The organism is Pseudomonas sp. BRM28, assembly GCF_002939405.1.
Taxonomy (GTDB): Bacteria; Pseudomonadota; Gammaproteobacteria; order Pseudomonadales; family Pseudomonadaceae; genus Aquipseudomonas; species Aquipseudomonas palmensis.
On sequence record NZ_PEFV01000001.1, the window covers coordinates 1,872,313 to 1,890,575 of the forward strand.

General features: G+C 64.6%; 19 protein-coding genes. 9 read left to right on the forward strand and 10 right to left on the reverse strand.

The genetic code is table 11. From position 1 onward, the window contains the following. Positions 1-128: 128 nt before the first annotated feature. Positions 129-1,850, forward strand: coding sequence for a bifunctional isocitrate dehydrogenase kinase/phosphatase (gene aceK / locus CR917_RS09080; RefSeq protein WP_104572187.1), 1,722 nt, complete (start codon positions 129-131; stop codon positions 1,848-1,850). Between the two features lie 76 nt (positions 1,851-1,926). On the opposite strand, the gene CR917_RS09085 is transcribed toward aceK, so the two are convergent. Continuing rightward, a complete protein-coding gene (locus CR917_RS09085; protein ID WP_054914955.1) occupies positions 1,927-2,796 on the reverse strand; it encodes a DUF6279 family lipoprotein in 870 nt (289 codons plus the stop codon). Between the two features lie 105 nt (positions 2,797-2,901). Here CR917_RS09085 and CR917_RS09090 point away from each other — a divergent pair, with 105 nt between their 5' ends. Beyond that, entirely contained in the window at positions 2,902-3,738 is an 837-nt protein-coding gene (locus CR917_RS09090; protein ID WP_043864180.1) for a S1 RNA-binding domain-containing protein, read from the forward strand. On the opposite strand, the gene CR917_RS09095 is transcribed toward CR917_RS09090, so the two are convergent. Both CR917_RS09095 and CR917_RS09100 read right to left on the reverse strand, forming a co-directional pair. Continuing rightward, on the reverse strand, positions 3,739-4,122 hold the full coding sequence (locus CR917_RS09095) for a hypothetical protein (protein ID WP_043864179.1): 384 nt from the start codon (positions 4,120-4,122) through the stop codon (positions 3,739-3,741). Between the two features lie 132 nt (positions 4,123-4,254). Continuing rightward, positions 4,255-5,739 carry a nitrous oxide reductase family maturation protein NosD gene (locus CR917_RS09100; protein ID WP_104572188.1) on the reverse strand — a complete coding sequence of 495 codons (1,485 nt, stop codon included), beginning with the start codon at positions 5,737-5,739 and terminating at the stop codon, positions 4,255-4,257. A 242-nt stretch (positions 5,740-5,981) separates the two neighbouring features. On the opposite strand from CR917_RS09100, the gene CR917_RS09105 reads away from it, so the two are divergent. The 3 genes from CR917_RS09105 (at position 5,982) to def (ending at position 7,853) form a co-directional block, all read left to right on the forward strand. Continuing rightward, positions 5,982-6,173 carry a CsbD family protein gene (locus CR917_RS09105; protein ID WP_043864177.1) on the forward strand — a complete coding sequence of 64 codons (192 nt, stop codon included), beginning with the start codon at positions 5,982-5,984 and terminating at the stop codon, positions 6,171-6,173. A 167-nt stretch (positions 6,174-6,340) separates the two neighbouring features. After that, entirely contained in the window at positions 6,341-7,324 is a 984-nt protein-coding gene (locus CR917_RS09110) for a YihY/virulence factor BrkB family protein (RefSeq protein ID WP_043864176.1), read from the forward strand. Beyond that, positions 7,314-7,853, forward strand: coding sequence for a peptide deformylase (gene def, locus CR917_RS09115; protein ID WP_043864175.1), 540 nt, complete (start codon positions 7,314-7,316; stop codon positions 7,851-7,853). Before CR917_RS09110 ends, def begins: the two co-directional genes overlap by 11 nt. On the opposite strand, the gene CR917_RS09120 is transcribed toward def, so the two are convergent. Beyond that, on the reverse strand, positions 7,805-8,257 hold the full coding sequence (locus CR917_RS09120) for a GNAT family N-acetyltransferase (RefSeq protein WP_104572189.1): 453 nt from the start codon (positions 8,255-8,257) through the stop codon (positions 7,805-7,807). The two genes, def and CR917_RS09120, sit on opposite strands and share 49 nt — an antisense overlap. Positions 8,258-8,539: 282 nt before the next feature. On the opposite strand from CR917_RS09120, the gene CR917_RS09125 reads away from it, so the two are divergent. Continuing rightward, complete coding sequence (locus CR917_RS09125; RefSeq protein ID WP_043864173.1) at positions 8,540-8,797, forward strand: DUF2790 domain-containing protein; 258 nt, start codon at positions 8,540-8,542, stop codon at positions 8,795-8,797. A gap of 3 nt (positions 8,798-8,800) precedes the next feature. Here CR917_RS09125 and ada read toward each other — a convergent pair whose 3' ends face one another. The 3 genes from ada to CR917_RS09140 form a co-directional block, all read right to left on the reverse strand. Next, complete coding sequence (ada, locus tag CR917_RS09130; protein WP_043864172.1) at positions 8,801-9,871, reverse strand: bifunctional DNA-binding transcriptional regulator/O6-methylguanine-DNA methyltransferase Ada; 1,071 nt, start codon at positions 9,869-9,871, stop codon at positions 8,801-8,803. A gap of 93 nt (positions 9,872-9,964) precedes the next feature. After that, entirely contained in the window at positions 9,965-10,588 is a 624-nt protein-coding gene (locus CR917_RS09135) for a DNA-3-methyladenine glycosylase (protein ID WP_104572190.1), read from the reverse strand. A 152-nt stretch (positions 10,589-10,740) separates the two neighbouring features. Beyond that, complete coding sequence (locus tag CR917_RS09140) at positions 10,741-12,066, reverse strand: PLP-dependent aminotransferase family protein (RefSeq protein WP_104572191.1); 1,326 nt, start codon at positions 12,064-12,066, stop codon at positions 10,741-10,743. An 88-nt stretch (positions 12,067-12,154) separates the two neighbouring features. On the opposite strand from CR917_RS09140, the gene CR917_RS09145 reads away from it, so the two are divergent. Together CR917_RS09145 and CR917_RS09150 are read left to right on the forward strand one after the other, a co-directional pair. After that, positions 12,155-13,126 carry a threonine dehydratase gene (locus CR917_RS09145; protein ID WP_104572192.1) on the forward strand — a complete coding sequence of 324 codons (972 nt, stop codon included), beginning with the start codon at positions 12,155-12,157 and terminating at the stop codon, positions 13,124-13,126. An 85-nt stretch (positions 13,127-13,211) separates the two neighbouring features. Then, positions 13,212-13,871, forward strand: a complete 660-nt coding sequence (locus CR917_RS09150) for a LysE family translocator (RefSeq protein ID WP_104572193.1) — start codon at positions 13,212-13,214, stop codon at positions 13,869-13,871. Positions 13,872-14,064: 193 nt separating this feature from the next. Here CR917_RS09150 and CR917_RS09155 read toward each other — a convergent pair whose 3' ends face one another. Genes CR917_RS09155 through CR917_RS09165 form a run of 3 tightly spaced genes read right to left on the reverse strand, consistent with a single transcriptional unit; the run spans position 14,065 to position 16,311 of the window. Continuing rightward, entirely contained in the window at positions 14,065-14,844 is a 780-nt protein-coding gene (locus CR917_RS09155; RefSeq protein WP_054914949.1) for an AraC family transcriptional regulator, read from the reverse strand. Between the two features lie 9 nt (positions 14,845-14,853). After that, positions 14,854-15,324, reverse strand: a complete 471-nt coding sequence (locus CR917_RS09160; RefSeq protein WP_043864165.1) for a MaoC family dehydratase — start codon at positions 15,322-15,324, stop codon at positions 14,854-14,856. Between the two features lie 42 nt (positions 15,325-15,366). Next, a complete protein-coding gene (locus CR917_RS09165; RefSeq protein WP_088514503.1) occupies positions 15,367-16,311 on the reverse strand; it encodes an alpha/beta hydrolase in 945 nt (314 codons plus the stop codon). Positions 16,312-16,512: 201 nt separating this feature from the next. Here CR917_RS09165 and fadD2 point away from each other — a divergent pair, with 201 nt between their 5' ends. Continuing rightward, positions 16,513-18,201 (forward strand): long-chain-fatty-acid--CoA ligase FadD2, encoded by a 1,689-nt coding sequence (gene fadD2 / locus CR917_RS09170; RefSeq protein WP_058541533.1) that lies wholly within the window; start codon positions 16,513-16,515, stop codon positions 18,199-18,201. Positions 18,202-18,263: the final 62 nt, after the last annotated feature.

Here is an 18,263-nt window from a genome sequence, read left to right on the forward strand (position 1 = left end):
TGTGGGGGCGGTATCTGTAGCAGCCGGCCTTGCCGGCGAAGGGCGCGAAACGGTTCCTAAGTAGGCTATCGCAGCCTTGCGTGACTGGCTAAGCTCAGATCTTTGAAATTCCCGCAGAGGTCTTACCCATGCCCCAACAATGGCCGGCCGCCGCCATCGCCCGGATGATTCTCGATGGCTTCGACAGCTACCGTGAGCACTTTCGCCAGATCACCGACGGGGCACGCCAACGCTTCGAGCTCGCGCAATGGCAGCAGATCCAGACGGCCTCGGCGGCACGTATCAATCTCTACGAGGAAAAGGTCAGCGAGGTCAGCGGCTGGCTGGCCGGCGCTTTCGAGCCCGAGGTTCTGCTGGATGCGACGTTCTGGCCGCTGGTCAAGAGCGCCTACATCAGCCTGATCGACCCGCGCCTGGACGATGAACTTTCCGAAACCTGGTACAACTCGATCTTCTGCAGCCTGTTCAGCCATGACCTGATCAGCGACGGCTGCATGTTCATCCATACCACGCGCCCGGCACTGCGCGCCCATGAGCGCGCCGCGCAGACCCGCACCTACCGCCCCCAGGGCGGGCTGGGCGAGATGCTCGCGCAGGTCTTCGCCGACTACGCCTTCGCGGTGTCCTTCGCCGACCTGCCCGGCGACCTGGCGCGCCTGGAGGCGCAGTTGCGCGAGAACCTGCCCGATTGGGTGTGCAAGGACCCGCAACTGCAGGTGGAGCTGTTTTCCTCGGTGCTCTATCGCAACAAGGGGGCCTACCTGGTGGGCCGGCTGTTCACCCACGATGAACAGTGGCCGCTGGTGATTCCGCTGCTGCACCACGAAGGCCACGGCATCGAAATCGATGCGCTGATCACCGATGAAGCCGATGTGTCGATCATCTTCTCGTTCACTCGCTCGTACTTCATGGTCGATGTGCCGGTGCCGGCCGAGTTCGTGGGCTTTCTCAAGCGCATCCTGCCGGGCAAGCACATCGCCGAGCTGTACACCTCCATCGGTTTCTACAAGCACGGCAAGTCCGAGTTCTACCGGGCGCTGATCAACCACCTGGCCAGTACCGACGACCGCTTCATCATGGCCCCTGGCGTGCGCGGCATGGTCATGAGCGTGTTCACCCTGCCGGGCTTCAACACCGTGTTCAAGATCATCAAGGACCGCTTCTCGCCGTCCAAGAGTGTCGACCGCGCCACGGTCATCGAGAAGTACCGCCTGGTAAAGAGCGTCGACCGCGTGGGGCGCATGGCCGATACCCAGGAGTTCGCCGACTTTCGCTTCCCGCTGGGCAAGTTCGAGCCCGAGTGCCTGGCCGAGTTGCTGGAAGTGGCGCCGTCGACCGTGGTGGTGGAGGGCGACACGGTGCTTATCCGCCACTGCTGGACCGAGCGGCGCATGACCCCGCTGAACCTGTACCTGGAAAACGCCAACGAGGCCCAGGTGCGCGAGGCGCTGGAGGACTACGGGCTGGCGATCAAGCAACTGGCGGCGGCGAACATCTTCCCCGGCGACATGCTGCTGAAGAACTTTGGCGTTACCCGGCATGGGCGGGTGGTGTTCTATGACTATGACGAGATCTGCTTTCTGACCGAAGCCAACTTCCGCTGTATCCCGCCGCCGCGTTTCCCCGAGGACGAGATGGCCAGCGAGCCGTGGTACTCGATCGGGCCGCTGGACGTGTTCCCCGAGGAGTTCCCGCCGTTTCTGTTTGCCGATATCGGCCAGCGGCGCCTGTTCAGCCAGCTGCATGGCGAGTTGTATGACGCCGATTACTGGAAGGGGCTGCAGGCGGCGATACGGGAGGGGAAGGTGATCGATGTGTTCCCGTACCGGCGCAAGTGCCGGGAGAACTGAGCAGCTTCGCCGGCCTTGCCGGCGCCAAGGGGAAGCGCGTCGCGCCTGTAGGAGCCGGCCTTGCCGGCGAATCGGTTCAGGATTGCAGGCACTTGAGCTTGCTGAAGTCCTGCTGCACCTTGGCCAGCCTGCCCTGCAGGTGCTGACGTTGCTGCTCGCTGCTCTGCGCCATCAGGTCCACCAGCAGGCTGCGCGCCTCCTGTTCGGTACGCTGGTAGGCCATGCGGTACTCCGGCGTCCACAGGCTTTCGCGCTGCTTGAGCAGTTGTTCCAGCCTTGGTTCGAATGCCTCGCTGCGCCGTTGCTCCATCGCCGCAGTGAACTGCGCCTGCCAGTGTGCGCGGTTGGCGATCCACTGACGGTTCTGTTCGCCCAACGCCTGTGACCACTGCGCCACGCGCAGGCGCTGCTGCGGGTTCAGTTCGCCCAGCCATGGCGTCAGGCGTTTTTCCATGCGCTGCTGGCGCTGCTCGATCTGCCTGGCCAGCGGCGTCTTCACGTACTTGGCCTCGCGCTCGCGAATGTCTTCGGCAAACGCCTCGCGCATGTCGCTGACCTGTTCGTCGTCCATGCCGCGCAGCAGCTGCGTGGCCGACGGCATGATCTGGTCGGCCACCTCGGCGATGGCCTGCTTGGCCTGCTCGGTGCGCAGCCTTAGCTGCGCGTCGGTGACCTCGTTGTGCGCGACCATCTGTCGAATATCGCCCAGCCATGTCAGATAGCCCGGCAGCTGTGTACGACAATGCCATGCCAGGTGCGCCTTGAGTCGTTCGTCCAGCCAGCCTTTCTGCTGGCGATTCATGCTCAGGTAGTCGCTCAGCGACCAGGGCACCAGTACATCGAGGTTGCGGTAGGCGAGGTCCATGCGGTTGCAGCCGACCAGCAGCAGCGTCGACAGCACCAGCAGCGAAAGGCAGCGAAACAACGTGGACAGGCAGGCATCCATGGGTGCATATCCTTGCAGGGGCGTGCTTGTGTTTATAGAACAACGGCGCGCCTGGCGGTTCCCGTAGCGTGTAGAATGCCAGCCTCGCAACGAGGATTTCAGCAAATGGCTTTAGTTGGGCGTTACAACACTTTGCAAGTGGTCAAGCACACGGATTTCGGTCTGTACCTGGACGGCGGGGCGGACGGCGAGATCCTGCTGCCCAACCGTTACATCCCCAAGGACACGCCCACCGAGGTCGAGGACTGGCTCAACGTCTTCGTCTACCTCGACAGCGAAGACAAGCTGATCGCCACCACCGAGAAGACCAAACTGCAGGTGGGCGAGTTCGCCAGCCTCAAGGTGGTGGAAATCAACAGCATCGGCATCTTCCTCGACTGGGGCCTGCCCAAGGACCTGTTGATGCCGTACTCCGAAGAAAAACGCCAGATGAAGGCGGGCGAGTACTGCGTGGTGCATGCCTACCTCGACAAGCGCACCCGGCGCATCACCGCCACCGCGCGCCTGGACCGCTACCTCGACAAGCTGCCGGCCAACTACAGCGTGGGCCAGGAAGTCGACCTGCTGGTGGTCGAGGAAACCCCGATGGGGTTCAAGGCCATCATCAACAACAAGCACTGGGGCCTGATCCACAAGAACGAAGTGTTCAAGTTCTTGCGTTCGGGCAAGCAGGAGAAGGGCTACATCAAGGAGCTGCGCAGCGACGGCAAGATCGCCCTGAGCCTGCAGCCGGTCGGCCAGGCCCTGGCCAGCACGCTGAACGACAAGATCCTCGACAAGCTCAAGGCCGCCAACGGCGTACTGCCGGTCAGCGACAAGAGCGACCCGCAGGTGATCAGCGACCTGTTCGGGGTGAGCAAGGGCAACTTCAAGAAAGCGATCGGCGCCCTGTACAAGGACGGGCGCATCGTGATTCACGCCGACCGCATCGAACTGGTCTGATCAGACCTGCACGAAGGCGGCAAAACTCAGGTTTTCGCCGCCTGGACGCAAGTCCTGCAGCAGCGAGTCGCGGTCGGCGCTCAGCGCCAGGCTGATGGTCGAGCGACGCTTGCCCGGCTTGCGTACTTCCATCTTCTCCAGGTGCGCACGCAGGAAGTTGACCGGCACCTTGAGGTGCTGCAACTGGTCGGTCTCCGGGGTGTAGAGCAGCAGGTTGACCCAGTCGGCCACGCTCTTGGGCAGCACCAGCTTCACCGGCACATCGAACCACCACAGGCTGCGCTTGGTATCGAGCACGGCAAACAGGGTGTTGTCGCTGTTGAGCACAGGGCGTTCCAGCGCCTGGTTGCGACGGGCGATGGCGGTGGGTTTGTCGAGTTTCATGCAGGTTCCTACGGGTGACGCTTGAAAGGTCGGCCATTGTGCTGGGATTGCGCTGAAAACTAAAGCGGGGCCTGCTGACAGGGCCGACCATTTGCAGACAATCCCTGCCGACGAATGGCCGCCCCGCGGTCCTCAGCGCGCCAGCGCCTTGCTCAACTCCGAGGTGGCCCCGTCGGACCGGGTGACCGTCGCGGTAAACGCCTGCAGCCCATCTGCTTGCGGCAATACATACTCGAACTGCGCCTGACCCTTGGCATCCGTCGCCACCATCACTTCGCCCAGATACTGCTCCGCTTCACCGGCCTTTGAGTCAGCATTGCCGAACACCTCCACCCGCAACAGGCTGTCGGGCTCGCCACTCACCTGGCCCAGCAAGCGGTCACCTTTGACTGCCTTGAGCAGCGGGGCCGCCTGATCGTGATTGGGTATCGGCTGGCAACCCTGCGGTGCGGCCTTGTCGGTGCAGATGATCGCCCGGTTGGTGCCCGACGGGTCGACACCGATGCCGCGCGAACCCACATAGATCGCATGCTCCAGCGCCGGCACCGAAAACACGATGGCACCGGTGCGCTGATCGGGCACGCACGAACCGCCCGCTTCGCAGCGCCGGATATCCTGGCTGTTGTTCCAGATGCGGTTGGCGGTCAGGCGGTTGCTGGTGGAGGTCGGCTCCGGGCGCAGCGCCACGCCGATGCGGTTGCCGTGGATCAGGTTGCCATCGAGGATGTTGCCCGCACCGCTGACGCTCACGCCAATGGAGTTGCCGGTAAAGGTGTTGGCCCCCAGGTAATTGCGCTGGCCCCAGTTGATCTGCAGGCCGTCGGAATAGTCCTCGAAGCGGTTGCGCACCACCGTGTTGTCATTGCCCCACAGGATCTCGATGCCCTGGGAGGGCTCCGCGTTGGCCGGGGTGGAGCGAAACAGGTTGTCGGCCACCAGGTTGAACGCCGCGCCGCGGGTCAGCTCCAGGCCGTCGCCGTTGTCCACCAGCTGGTTGCGCAGCACCTTGTTGTTCACCGTGGTGGTGGCGGTCGAATTGCCCTGGCCGTCGTCGCCGGTCAGCATGATGCCGGCGCCACCCTTGTTGGCGGTGATGCGGTTGTCCTGGATGACGTTGTGGCTGGCGCGGTTGACCAGGATGCCGATGCAGAAATTACGCACATCCAGGCCGGAAATCTCCACGCCCTGGGTATCGCGTATCACCAGCCCCGGGCCGGTGGTGGTGCGCACATTGGTGCCGAACTGTCCGGGCACGGCGCCAGGGCATGCGCGCGTGCCGTTGCCGACGATATAGGCCGAACCGTCGATGGCGATGTACTCGCCGTTGCGCTTCCAGGCCGCACCTTCGAGGCTTACCGGGCCGAGAATCGGCGGCAGGGCCGAAGCGGGCTTGATCACGTAGGGCGGCTGGCCGACCGGGCGGATCTCGATCCGGTAGGTGCCGGGCGCCTGGTTGTTGCGCTCGATGGCCCAGCGCAGGCTGCCGGGCTGCTCGTCGTCGGCATAGCGATCGACCACCAGGGTGGTCAGGGCGGCGGGCTGTACGGCAGGTGCTGCGTGCAGGGCATGGGCAGGTACGGCCAGCAGCAGGGCTGCCAGCAAGGGGGAGATACGCATGGGTAGTGATCGCTGTGTCTGTTGTTTTTATCGCGCCCGGGCTGCAGGGCGCTGGTGCCCGATTCTAGGCAAAGCCGACAGCCCCTGGCGCAGGCCAGGCACGATTGGGGGCGATATTCGCCCGCTGTTTATCCATTGTGGGAATCCACACCGCACAAAAATATTTGAAACTCTCGCAGAAGCGGGCGGGTCCATTGACTGTCGACACTGACAGCTATCTGTTCCCCTTCAGGAGAAATGCCATGAGCAGCACTTCGGACAAAGCAAAAGGCTTGGCCAACGAAGCGGTAGGCAACATCAAGCAAGGCGTGGGCAAGGTGACCGATAACGATAAACTGCGCGCCGAGGGCAAGGCCCAGGAAGTCAAGGGCGAAACCCAGCAGGCAGTGGGCAAGGCCAAGGATGCGGTCAAGGATGCTGTGAAAAAGCCCTGACCGGCTGCGCGTGTAGCCGATAACGGCCATCTTCGGGTGGCCGTTCTGCTGTCTGTGGCAATCAATCGTAATCTCACAGACGTGGTCTACTAGACTACCGTCAGGTAAAACACCCCCCCAATGCTTGGATTACTGCCTATGACAGTGGAGCGGCGAAAGGAGACGCTATGATTTTCCCCAACTTGCACGGCCTGCCGTTGCATCGTGTTCTGGTGCGCACGGTAAGCGAGTTTCTCGATGACGAGATGTCCACCTATGCGTCGGCCCTGGCCTACCAGATGCTGTTTTCGCTGTTCCCCTTCCTGCTGTTCCTGATCGCCCTGATCGGGTTTCTGCATCTGCCCGACTTCTTCACCTGGCTGCGCCTGCAGTCGGAGCTGGTGTTGCCGCCCCAGGCGCTGGAGCAGGTCAACCCGGTGATCGACCAGTTGCAGCAATCCAAGGGCGGGCTGCTCTCGGTAGGTATCGTGATCGCCCTGTGGACCGCATCGGCGGGCGTGCGCCTGATGATGAGCGCGATGAACGCCGCCTATGACGTGGTGGAAGGGCGCCCGGTGTGGAAGCGCATCCCGCTCTCGGTGCTGTATACCGTCGGAATCGCCGGCATGCTGCTGGCCGCCGCCGCCTTGATGGTGCTGGGCCCGCAGGTGATGGAATGGATCGCCTCGCAGGTAGGCATGCAGGAGTTCATCGTCACGCTGTGGACCATCCTGCGCTGGCCGGCCATCATCATCCTGATGATGGTGGCGGTGGCATTGATCTATTACGTGATGCCCGATGTGGAGCAGGAATTTCGCTTCATCACCCCCGGCTCGGTACTGGCGGTGGTGGTGTGGATCATCGCGTCGCTGGGGTTTGGCTACTACGTCAAGACGTTTGCCGACTACAACGCGATGTACGGCAGCATCGGTGCGATCATCGTGCTGTTGCTGTACTTCTATATTTCTGCCGCAGTATTGCTGCTGGGGGCGGAGATGAATGCGGTGATCGAGCACATGTCGGCCGAAGGCAAGGACCCTGGCGAGAAGGAAATGCCCGACGACGATGCGCCGGAACATGATAAAAAGCATGTTTCCGGGTTGGGGCGCGATCACTCCATCCCGTCCGATTCCGCGCCTGAACCCGTGAGCCGAGCCCCGCATGATTCGTGACATCCTGAAGATGGGCGACGAGCGCCTGTTGCGCGTTGCACCGCCCGTACCGGCCCGTCTGTTCGGCACTGCCGAGCTGGAGCAGCTGATTGCCGACATGTTCGACACCATGCAGCACGTGGGCGGCGTGGGGCTGGCGGCGCCGCAGATCGGGGTCGACCTGCAACTGGTGATCTTCGGCTTCGAGCGTAGCGAGCGTTACCCGGATGCCGAGCCCGTGCCGCAGACCATTCTGCTCAACCCGGTGATCACCCCGGTGGGCACCGAGGTCGAGGATGGCTGGGAGGGCTGCCTGTCGGTGCCCGGCCTGCGCGGCGTGGTCAGCCGCTACCGGCACATTCGCTACAGCGGGGTCGACCCGCAGGGCCAGCCCATCGAGCGCTCGGCAGAGGGTTTTCATGCGCGGGTGGTGCAGCACGAATGCGATCACCTGATCGGTCGCCTGTACCCCTCGCGCATTCATGACTTCAGCAAGTTCGGTTATACCGAGGTGCTGTTCCCGGGGCTGGACCCGGCCAGCGACGACTGATCCCGCGCCAACGCGATCAACGATTTGCTGCGCTGATAGCGCGCCAGACGCTCATTGAGCTGCAGCGGCAGTGCGCCGGCAGGGCTGAACCCCAGTGGCTGGTAGAAGGCCAGCAGGTCCGGGTGGCAGAACAGCCACACCGTGCCCGGCTTGCCGGCGCAGGCATGCTCGATCAGTTGTCGTGCAATGTGCCGGCCGCGCCAGGCGGGTGCCACCAGCAAGCCGGTCAGCCAGAATCCGTCGGGTACCGCGCTCATGTTCACTGCGGCGACAAGCTCACCCGCACGCGCCACCCAGGCCTCGCCCTTGGCACTGGCACGCATGGCCGTACCTTCGGCGCGATAGAATTTGTTCAGCAAAGGGCGCTCGGCAGCGCTTAGCAGGCTGTAGCGTATTTCACTCACGGCGGTTTCCAGCAAGGGCTCTGGCACGGGCTTTTACACGGGCTTGGGTAGGCTGTCGAGGGCTTGCCGTGCGGTTATTGTTACCGAGGCGGTAACAGTGAATGTCCGGCTTCGGGCTTCAACCACCTTCGCAACCTTATAAACTTGACCCATCCCAGCAACTAGAAGCGTAACGGGATCGGTACTTCGTGTTATGTCCATTCGTTGATATGACAACTTCTCCGCGCCAACTTGGCTGATGAAGTCAAACACTTCGTTTGATTGCTTTGCAGGCCTAATACCATGAAAACCTTACTTGCACTTGTATTGGTGGGTGTCTCTTCGTTCGCCCTGGCGGACGAGGTCAAGACCGCTGCTGCGCAGCCGGTGGTCGAGCAATATGACTATTCGACCAACCTGGACATCGCCCGGGTGATCAGCCTCTCGACCCTGCCCAATGTCTGCGAAGTGGTGCCGGCCACCATGACCTATGAAGACCATCAGGGCCAGCGCCACACCATCGAATACCGCGCCATGGGCGACGGCTGCAGCCAGGGCTGATCATCACAGGTCACTGGGCTGTTGTTCCCGGGCCAGGAGCGCCTGCTTGCGCTCCACGCCCCAGCGGTAGCCGGACAGGTTGCCATCACTGCGTACCACCCGATGACAGGGCACTGCCACCGCCAGGCTGTTGGCGGCGCACGCCTGGGCCACCGCCCTGACTGCCCTGGGCGCGCCAATGCGCTGGGCGATCTCGGCGTAGCTGGCGGTGCTGCCTGCCGGGATGCTGCGCAACGCCTGCCACACCCGCTCCTGGAAGGCCGTGCCGCGCAGGTCCAGCGGCAGGTCCAGGCCCAGGGCGGGCGCTTCTATGAACCCCACCACCTTGGCCACCCACTGCTCGAATTCGGCGTCGGCGCCAATCAGTTCGGCTTTGGGAAACTTGTCCTGCAGGTCGTGCAGCAACGCCTCGGGGTCATCGCCCAGCAGGATGGCGCACACCCCGCGCTCGCTTTGGGCCACCAACAGCGCGCCGAGTGAGCACTGGGCAATGGCAAAGCGGATCGAGGCATTGGCGCCGCCCGCGCGATAGGCGGCCGGGGTCATGCCCAGCCGGGCGTTGCTGTCTTCGTAGAAACGGCTGTTGGAGTTGTAGCCAGCCTTGTACAGGGCGTCGGTGATCGAGCCCGGCTGCTCAAGCTGCCGGCGTACCTTGTGCGCGCGTCTGGCATTGGCGTAGGCCTTGGGGGTGAGGCCGGTCGCGGCCTTGAACACCCGGTGGAAGTGATACGGGCTCATGCCGACATGGGCGGCCACTTGCTTGAGGCTGGGCTCGACCTCGGCCGTTTCGATCAGCTGGCAGGCCCGGGTGACCTGGGTGGCATGCTGCTCGGCCAGTTGGCGCGGGTCGGCGGCGTAGTGCCGGCTGGGGCGATAGCCGGCGGCCTCGGCCTGGGCGGCAGTGTCGAAGAACTCGACGTTCTCCGGGCGCGGCAACCGTGACGGGCTGGAGGCGCGGCAGTAGACCCCGGTGGTGCGAACCCCATAGACGAAATCATCATCCGCCGCGGCGTCGCGGGCCAGCACGGCTTGCCAGCGTGGGTCGTTGACATCGATCGAAGGTGTGCGGGGCATGGCGTATGGCTCTTGGCTGAGGGCGATGTGGTGAGGGTAGGTGGTGCCGTGCGGGGCGGCACTCCGGGTCTTGCGGTGGAATTCGCCCGGGTTTCAGCCGGTGGCGGGAACGCGCCACAGGTACCAGGCGGCCACGGTGCGATACGGGCTCCACGGGGCGCCCAGTTCCAGCATCTGTTTGCGCGTGGGCTGGGCGGGCAGGGCGAACAGGCGACGGTAGCCTTCGCGCACGCCAAAGTCATCGGCGGGCAGGGTGTCCATGTGTTCAAGGGTGTAGATCAGCAGCATCTCCACGGTCCAGCGTCCAACCCCGCGCAGTTGCGTCAGGCGCTCGATCAGGCTGGTTTCGTCGAGACGGCGGGCCAGCTCATGGTCGGGTACCAGGCCGTCGAGGCGAGCCTGGGCGATGCCCTGGATAGTGGCCAGCTTGCTCGCGGAAAACCCGCAGGCACGCAGTTGCTCGGGCGCGGTGGCCAGCAGTTGCTCGGGGGTGGGGAAGGCCTGCCCGGGGTACAGCGCCAGGAACCGCTGCAGGATCGCTTCGGCGGCCCTGGCGTGCAATTGCTGGTAGGCAATCGACCTGACCAGCGCCTGATACGGGTCGCGGGTGGGCAGCGTTTGGTGCAGGCATGGGCCGATGCGCTCGATATGCGCGGCCCACTTCGGGTCGAGGCTGGCCAGGTGGGCGCAGGCCTGGGTGTAGAACAGCGGGTTCATGCCGGTTTCCGTGGGTAAGGGAGCAGGTTCAGTGTAGAAAAGGTGACTGGGGTTTCACTCCGGATGTTGCGATTGAATTGGAGGGCCTCTTCGCCGGCACCGGTACCGCGTTCTCTGCAGGAGCCGGCCTTGTCGGCGAAGGGGCGGCCCGCTCACCCTGAAACCACTTCCGCCACCCTTTCCAGCGCCTGCTTCAACTGCGCCCGGCTCTGCGCCGCCGACAGGCTGATGCGCACCGCTGCCCGGTCGCCCTGGCGCACCGCGAACACCTCGGCTGGCACCACTGCCACGCCGGCATCACGGCACGCTGCAGCGTGCACACCGTTGACCCAGACATGCGGCGAAGGCACATCCCCCACCAATGCCTTGCCCAGTATCCGCCTGGCCATCCGCCAGCGCTGACCCACTTCTTCACGCTGCCAGGCCACGCGTCGCGCCGCGGTGCCGTCATCGATCCAGCGGCAGGCGATCTCCAGGTCCAGCGGCGACACCGGCCAGTGTGTTGCCTGGGCATGCGGGTCGATGCGCGCCAGCAACTCGGCGCTGCCGACGATCCAGCCCAGGCGCAAACCGGCCGCGACGCTCTTCGACAGGCTGGTGACCAGCACGCCGCGCCCGCCCGCCTGTGCCAGCAGCGCCGGGGTATCGGCCAGGGCACCGTAGACATCATCCTCGATCAAGGTCAGGGCATGGCGCTCGATCACTGCGGCAATGGCGGCCTGGCGCGCAGAGCCCATGCAGGCGCCGGTGGGATTCTGCAGGGTCGGCGTCAGCACCACGACCCGCGCGCCGGTGGCACGTGCGACACGGTCCAGGTCGTCGGGCTGGATGCCCTGGCCGTCCAGCGCAACCTCGTGCAACGGCAGGCGCAACTGTCGACAGGCCGCCTTGATGCCGGGTGCGGTCAAGGCCTCGACCATCACGGCGTCTCCTGGCTGGCACAGCGAAAGCAGCACGTTGAACAACCCCAGCTGGGCACCGCCGCACAGCAGCACCTGGCGCTCGTCCAGTTGCAGGCCGCGCCGGCGCAGCCAGGCGGCGCCCTGAAGGCGCCCGCGCAGCAACTGTTCGGCACCCAGGTAATGCTCGAGCTGGCCGGCAGGGCCTTGTTCCAGCAGATGGCGCAAGGCATGCGCCAGGTCGGGGCTGCTGTCGTCGGCCACCGGCACATTGGTCGACAGGTCGATCTGCGTCGCTTGCTGGCCGGGTTGCTTGAGGCGGAACAGCGTTGCTTCCTTGCTGCCCGCCAGCACGTAGGTGCCGCGTCCTACCTCACCGGACACCAGGTGCCGGGCCGCTGCCTCGCGGTACGCCTGCTGGGTGGTGCTGGGGTTCAGGCCCAGGTTCCAGGCCAGGCGCCGCTGCGGCGGCAGGCGCTCGCCCACTTTCAGCTCGCCGCTTTCGATCGCCCGCGCAATCGCCTCGACCAGTTCGAGGTAGCGGGGCAGGGAGGTGTCGCCTAGGGTGGGGGTCCACATTTATTGTTGGCCATGCAATATAAGGGTTCACCCATACAATGCGGCGCGACTAGGATCAGGTCAATTCCCCTGGCCATCGAGGTGCCTCATGTTCGACCTGTCCGCCCTGCGCGACGCTGCCCGCCTGGTACACACCCGCGTTCCTGCCACGCCCCAGTACGCCTGGCCGCGCCTGGCCGAACGCGTGGGCTGCCAGGTGTGGGTCAAGCACGAGAATCACGCGCCCACCGGTGCCTTCAAGGTTCGCGGCGGGCTGCTGTACGTGCAGGCGCTGCTGGCGCGCTCACCCACGGTGCGCGGGCTGGTCACCGCCACCCGTGGCAACCACGGGCAGAGCCTGGCGCTGGCGGCGCGCAGTGCCGGGTTGCCGATCATCATCGTGGTGCCCGAGGGCAACTCGCGGGAAAAGAATGCCGCCATGCGCGCGCTGGGTGCGCAACTGGTGGAGCATGGCGCCGATTTCGACCTGGCGCGGGCCGAGGCGGCGCGACTGGCGCAGGTGCACGGCTATGAAAGCGTGCCGCCGTTCCACCCGGACCTGATCCGCGGCGTGGCCACCTACGCGCTGGAGCTGTTCGAGGCCGTACCGGCGCTGGACTGCGTGTACGTGCCGATCGGCATGGGCTCGGGCATCTGCGGGCTGATTCGTACCCGTGACCTGCTGGGGCTGCACACCGAGATCGTCGGGGTGGTGTCCACCGAGGCCGATGCCTTTGCCTCGAGTTTCGAGCAGAACCGCATCGTCACCACCGAAACCGCCAACACCTTCGCCGACGGCATGGCATGCCGCATGCCCTTGCCCGAGGCGTTCGAGATCATCCGCCAGGGCGCGGCGCGGGTGGTGCGCGTCAGCGACCCTGAAATCGCCAACGCCATGCGCATCTTCCACGAAGACACGCACAACACCGCCGAAGGCGCCGGTGCGGCGGGGCTGGCGGCGTTGTTGCAGGAGCGCGAGCGCCAGCAGGGGCGCAAGGTGGCAGTGGTGCTCAGTGGCGCCAATATCGACCGGGAGCGGTATGCGCAGGTGCTGGCTGGGAATGTTGAACGGTTCGAATGAGCCTGATGGCAATTTCTTCCAATACACCACCCTCCCTCACTGAGTCTAATGACGCCTGCCCTTCATCGTCGGTAGTCGAGCGTTCATGCCATTTTCCAACGGATTTCTTCTCAGCCTGTCGTTGTGCCTGGATATCGGCGTGGCCAATATCGCCATGATCACCCTGGCCATGCAGCGCGGCTTTCTGCAGGGCTTCTGGCTGGGGCTGGGCACCTGTGTGGGGGATCTGATCTATGCCGTGGCGGCATTGCTCGGCATGACCGTGCTGCTGCAGTTCACCAGCGTGCGCTGGGTGTTGTGGGTGGGCGGTTCGCTTTTGCTGGTGTGGTTTGCACTGAAGATGCTGCTGGCCGCCTGGCGCGGCAATGCGCATATGGACACCAGCCAGCAGGTGGTGCGCGAATCGGCCTGGCGCGAGTTTCTGCGCGGCATCTTTCTGGCCATGTCTTCGCCCAGCGCGATCCTGTGGTTTGCCGCGGTCGGCGGGGTGCTGATCTCGCGCTCCGGCGCAGGCGGCATGCTCGAGGCCGGGTTGTTTCTCAGCGGGTTCTTCATTGCCGGGCTGCTGTGGTGCGCGTCGCTGTGCACCTTGGCCAGCCACGGCGGGCGCCTGCTGGGCGACCGTCTGCTGACCTGGTCGTACCTGGCCTCGGCGGGCATCTTCTGCTATTTCGCGGTGTACGTGATCGTATCGGGCTACCGCGAATTCATCCTCGCCGCGCCGGTCGCCGGGGCGGGTCTATAATCAGTCGGTCACCGGCAAGCAGGTGTCGCGCTCAGCGGAGGGCCTGTCATGAAAGGTCTGGATGCGAAAAAATCGGTCAAGAAGAAACCCGCCAAAACCGCCAAGGAAAAACGCACGGCAAAACGTTCCAAGGACGGGACGGCAGGCTTTTTGCCGCATTGACCGGTCAGGGCTGCGCCAGCAGCTCTTTTGCTTATGAAGGCTTGAACGCCTGCCAGTAATGATGGGGCGTGGCGCCCATTACCCGGCGAAAACTGTTGATGAAATGGCTCTGGTCGTAGAAGCCCAGAAGCTGGGCCACGTCCAGCGGGTGCAGGCCGGCGCGCAGGCAACGGCGTGCCTCGATCAGGCGCAGTTGCATGTGGTACTGCAGGGGTGCCAGCCCTGTGGCCTTCTTGAAGCTGCGCACGAAGTGGTACTTGCTCAACCCGGCCACCTGCGCAAGCTCGTCCAGCTCAAGCTTGTGCCCCAGGTGCTGGCGCATGAACTGCAGCGCCTGGGCCAATGCGTGGCTGTATTCGCCGGGCCTGCCGGGCGACTGCTCCAGCCATTGCGCCAGCAGGGCCAACAAGGCTTCCTCCTGATGGCCGGAGTGTGCCGGCGCACGGGCGAAGGCCACGATAGCCTGGCACAGCGCAGGCTGGTCGAACACGCCTTGCTCGAACAGCGGGCTGTTCAGGTTGTTCTGGCTGACCAACCGGGCTATCGCCTCGGGCGCCATGTGCAGGCTGATGTACTCCACGCCTGCCGGGTCGAAGGTGGAGGCCTGCACCGCCAGCGGGTTGTACAGGGTCACCTGACCCGGCGCCGCCTGCAGCTCACGTCCGTCCAGCCAGATCTGCTCGCAACCGCTCAGGTTAACGCCCAGCACATACTCGTCATGGGCATGACGCGGAAAGCTGGCGGCGCTGGCCCTGACCCAGTAGGCCTCGACCAGGCCGCCCGCCTGCAGGTGCTCGGTAACCAGCGCCATGGGCCGCTATCAGCCGATGGTGATCGGCGGCGGGCTCACCAGGTCGACGCTCTGCTGCTTGCGCGGGGCGAGGATCTCGGCTTCGCCGTCCACCACCAGTTCGTCGTGCTGGTTGAACACGCGGGTGGCAATGCGCACGCGGAACTTGGGCAGCTTCTCGAGGATTTCCAGGCGCACGGTCAGGGTGTCGCCGATCTTCACCGGCTTCTGGAAGCTCATCTGCTGGCCCAGGTAGATGGTGCCGGGGCCGGGCAGTTCGCAGGCCACTGCGGCACTGATCAGCGCGCCGCTGAACATGCCGTGGGCAATGCGTTCCTTGAACATGCTCCTGGCCGCGAATTCGGCATCCAGGTGCACCGGGTTGTGGTCACCGGACATCGCGGCGAACAGCTGGATGTCGCGTTCTTCGACCGTCTTGCTGAAGCTGGCGGTCTGGCCCACTTCGAGGGCTTCGTAAGGCGTGTTGGTGACCTGGGTCATGCAGGCTGTTTCCTTCAAGGTTCGGACAAGGTGCGTACTGTATCACTCGCTGCGGGCAGGGCGGCCCTGGGTCAGCCCCTGCTCGAGCCAGGCGATGAGCGCCGCCGTCACCTCGTCACGGTTGGTTTCGTTGAGCAGTTCATGGCGTGCCTGCGGGTAGAGCTGCAATTGCACGCGCTGATTGCCGGCAAGGCGCAGGGCGCCGACCAGATCCTTCAGACGCTTGCCGGCGCTCACCGGATCACATTCGCCGCCCATCACCAGGATCGGCAGGTTGGGATCGATCTGTGCCAGGTGCCGCGGCTGGCTGATGTGTTCCAGGCCCATCAGCAGGTCGACCCACAGGCGGTTGGTGCAGCGAAACCCGCACAGCGGGTCGGCCACGTAGGCGTCGACCTCGGCGCTGTCGCGGCTGAGCCAGTCGAAGGCCGTGCGGTTGGGCTTGAACGCCTTGTTGAACGAACCGAACGACAGCCAGTCGATCAGGGCGCTGCGTCCCAGCGGGCCCTGGCGCCAGGCCTCGAGGCGGGCGATCACGCAGGCCGCGCGGTACAGCGCCGGTGGCTGGAAGTTGGAGCCGCTGAGCACCGCCCCCTGCAGGCTGGCGCTGTGGTGCAGCAGGTAGGCCTGGACGATGTAGCTGCCCATGCTGTGGCCGAACAGGAACAGCGGGGCGCCCGGGTGCTGCTGGCCGATGTGCTGGGCCAGGCTGGCCAGGTCGTTGACCACGCTGTCCCAGCCCTGGTGGCTTGCGAACAGCCCCAGGGTGCCGTGTTCGGCGGTGCGCCCGTGGCCGCGCTGGTCGTGGGCATACAGCGCGAAGCCGGCAGCGCTCAGGGCCTGCCCGAGGCGCTGGTAGCGCCCGGCATGCTCGGCCATGCCATGGGCCAGCAGCACCACGGCCCGGATCGGCGCGGCGGGCAGCCATTGATACACATGCAGGCTGCAATGGTTGCTGGCCGGCAGCCAGAACACGTCGTGGTTCATGGCGGTTCCCTTGCGCAAGTGGCTGATCCTGCAAGTGTATAGCCCATTTGTGTAATTGAACGGATGATGGCAACAAGATTCAGAATGTTAATGACAGGTCTTGGCATGTTTGCCCCCTGCGGCTTAACTGCTAACGTCGGCACACGATGCGATTTTCTGCATGCAGGCAGCCCACAGGCTCAGGAATGAGGACAAGAATAAATGCAAGCTGACTTCTGGAATGACAAGCGCCCCGCGGGCGTGCCCTCACATATCGACCTGACTGTCTACAAGTCGGTGCTGGAGGTGTTCGAGCGCTCCTGCAAGCGCTTCGCCGACCGCCCGGCGTTCACCAACCTGGGCGTCACCCTGACCTACGCCGATCTGGATCGCCAGTCCGCAGCCTTTGCCGGCTACCTGCAACAGCACACCGACCTGGTCCCGGGTGATCGCATCGCGGTGCAGATGCCCAACGTGCTGCAGTACCCGATTGCCGTGTTCGGCGCGATGCGCGCCGGGCTGATCGTGGTCAACACCAACCCGCTGTACACCGCGCGCGAGATGCGCCACCAGTTCAAGGACTCCGGCGCCCGTGCCCTGGTGTACCTGAACATGTTCGGCAAGCTGGTGCAGGAGGTGCTGCCCGATACCGGCATCGAGGTGCTGATCGAGGCGAAGATGGGCGACCTGCTGCCGCTGGCCAAGGGCTGGCTGGTGAACACCGTGGTGGCGCGGGTCAAGAAGATGGTGCCGGCGTATCACCTGCCCCAGGCGGTGCCGTTCCGGCAGGTGATGCGCCAGGGCCGTGGCCATGCGCTCAAGCCGGTGCAGGTGACGCTCGATGACGTGGCGGTGCTGCAGTACACCGGCGGCACCACCGGCCTGCCCAAGGGCGCGATGCTCACCCACGGCAACCTGGTGGCCAACATGCTGCAGGTGCTGGCGTGCTTTTCGCAGTTGGGGCCGGACGGGCAGAGGATGATCAAGGAAGGCCAGGAGGTGATGATCGCGCCGCTGCCGCTGTATCACATCTATGCCTTCACCGCGAACTGCATGTGCATGATGGTCACCGGCAATCACAACGTGCTGATCACCAACCCGCGCGACATACCGGGCTTTGTCAAAGAGCTGAAAAAGTGGCGCTTCTCGGCATTGCTGGGCCTGAACACGCTGTTCGTGGCACTGATGGAAAATCCGGATTTCAAGCACCTGGACTTCTCCTCGCTGAAGGTCACCAACTCCGGCGGCACGGCGCTGGTCAAGGCCACTGCCGAGCGCTGGGAGAGCATCACGGGGTGTCGCATCGTCGAAGGCTATGGCCTGACCGAAACCTCGCCGGTGGCCAGCACCAACCCCTACGGCCAGCAGGCGCGCCTGGGTACGGTCGGCATACCGCTGCCCGATACCGCGTACAAGGTGATCGATGATGACGGCAACGAACTGGCCCTGGGCGAGCGCGGCGAGCTGTGCATCAAGGGGCCGCAGGTGATGAAGGGCTACTGGCAGCGTCCGGACGCCACCGCCGAGGTGCTCGATGCGCAGGGCTGGCTCAAGACCGGCGATATTGCAGTGATCGACCCGGACGGCTTCACGCGCATCGTCGACCGCAAGAAGGACATGATCATCGTGTCGGGCTTCAACGTGTACCCCAACGAGATCGAGGACGTGGTGATGGCGCACCCCAAGGTGGCCAACTGCGCGGCCATCGGTGTGCCGGACGAGCGTTCCGGCGAGGCGGTGAAACTGTTCGTGGTGCCACGCGATGGCGGCGTGAGCGTCGAGGAGCTCAAGGCCTACTGCAAGGCCAACTTCACCGGCTACAAGGTGCCCAAGCAGATCGTGCTGCGCGATTCGCTGCCGATGACCCCGGTGGGCAAGATCCTGCGCCGGGAATTGCGCGATATCGCCTGAAAGCCATTCGCCGGCCAGGCTGGCTCCTACTTTGCCGTGTAGGAGCCGGCCTTGCCGGCGAA

Bases quoted from the DNA above. Each gene is read 5' to 3' on its own strand.
- aceK (WP_104572187.1), top strand. From the start codon at position 129: ATGCCCCAACAATGGCCGGCCGCCGCCATCGCCCGGATGATTCTCGAT.
- CR917_RS09085 (WP_054914955.1), bottom strand. From the start codon at position 2,796: ATGGATGCCTGCCTGTCCACGTTGTTTCGCTGCCTTTCGCTGCTGGTG.
- CR917_RS09090 (WP_043864180.1), top strand. From the start codon at position 2,902: ATGGCTTTAGTTGGGCGTTACAACACTTTGCAAGTGGTCAAGCACACG.
- CR917_RS09095 (WP_043864179.1), bottom strand. From the start codon at position 4,122: ATGAAACTCGACAAACCCACCGCCATCGCCCGTCGCAACCAGGCGCTG.
- CR917_RS09100 (WP_104572188.1), bottom strand. From the start codon at position 5,739: ATGCGTATCTCCCCCTTGCTGGCAGCCCTGCTGCTGGCCGTACCTGCC.
- CR917_RS09105 (WP_043864177.1), top strand. From the start codon at position 5,982: ATGAGCAGCACTTCGGACAAAGCAAAAGGCTTGGCCAACGAAGCGGTA.
- CR917_RS09110 (WP_043864176.1), top strand. From the start codon at position 6,341: ATGATTTTCCCCAACTTGCACGGCCTGCCGTTGCATCGTGTTCTGGTG.
- def (WP_043864175.1), top strand. From the start codon at position 7,314: ATGATTCGTGACATCCTGAAGATGGGCGACGAGCGCCTGTTGCGCGTT.
- CR917_RS09125 (WP_043864173.1), top strand. From the start codon at position 8,540: ATGAAAACCTTACTTGCACTTGTATTGGTGGGTGTCTCTTCGTTCGCC.
- ada (WP_043864172.1), bottom strand. From the start codon at position 9,871: ATGCCCCGCACACCTTCGATCGATGTCAACGACCCACGCTGGCAAGCC.
- CR917_RS09135 (WP_104572190.1), bottom strand. From the start codon at position 10,588: ATGAACCCGCTGTTCTACACCCAGGCCTGCGCCCACCTGGCCAGCCTC.
- CR917_RS09140 (WP_104572191.1), bottom strand. From the start codon at position 12,066: ATGTGGACCCCCACCCTAGGCGACACCTCCCTGCCCCGCTACCTCGAA.
- CR917_RS09145 (WP_104572192.1), top strand. From the start codon at position 12,155: ATGTTCGACCTGTCCGCCCTGCGCGACGCTGCCCGCCTGGTACACACC.
- CR917_RS09150 (WP_104572193.1), top strand. From the start codon at position 13,212: ATGCCATTTTCCAACGGATTTCTTCTCAGCCTGTCGTTGTGCCTGGAT.
- CR917_RS09155 (WP_054914949.1), bottom strand. From the start codon at position 14,844: ATGGCGCTGGTTACCGAGCACCTGCAGGCGGGCGGCCTGGTCGAGGCC.
- CR917_RS09160 (WP_043864165.1), bottom strand. From the start codon at position 15,324: ATGACCCAGGTCACCAACACGCCTTACGAAGCCCTCGAAGTGGGCCAG.
- CR917_RS09165 (WP_088514503.1), bottom strand. From the start codon at position 16,311: ATGAACCACGACGTGTTCTGGCTGCCGGCCAGCAACCATTGCAGCCTG.
- fadD2 (WP_058541533.1), top strand. From the start codon at position 16,513: ATGCAAGCTGACTTCTGGAATGACAAGCGCCCCGCGGGCGTGCCCTCA.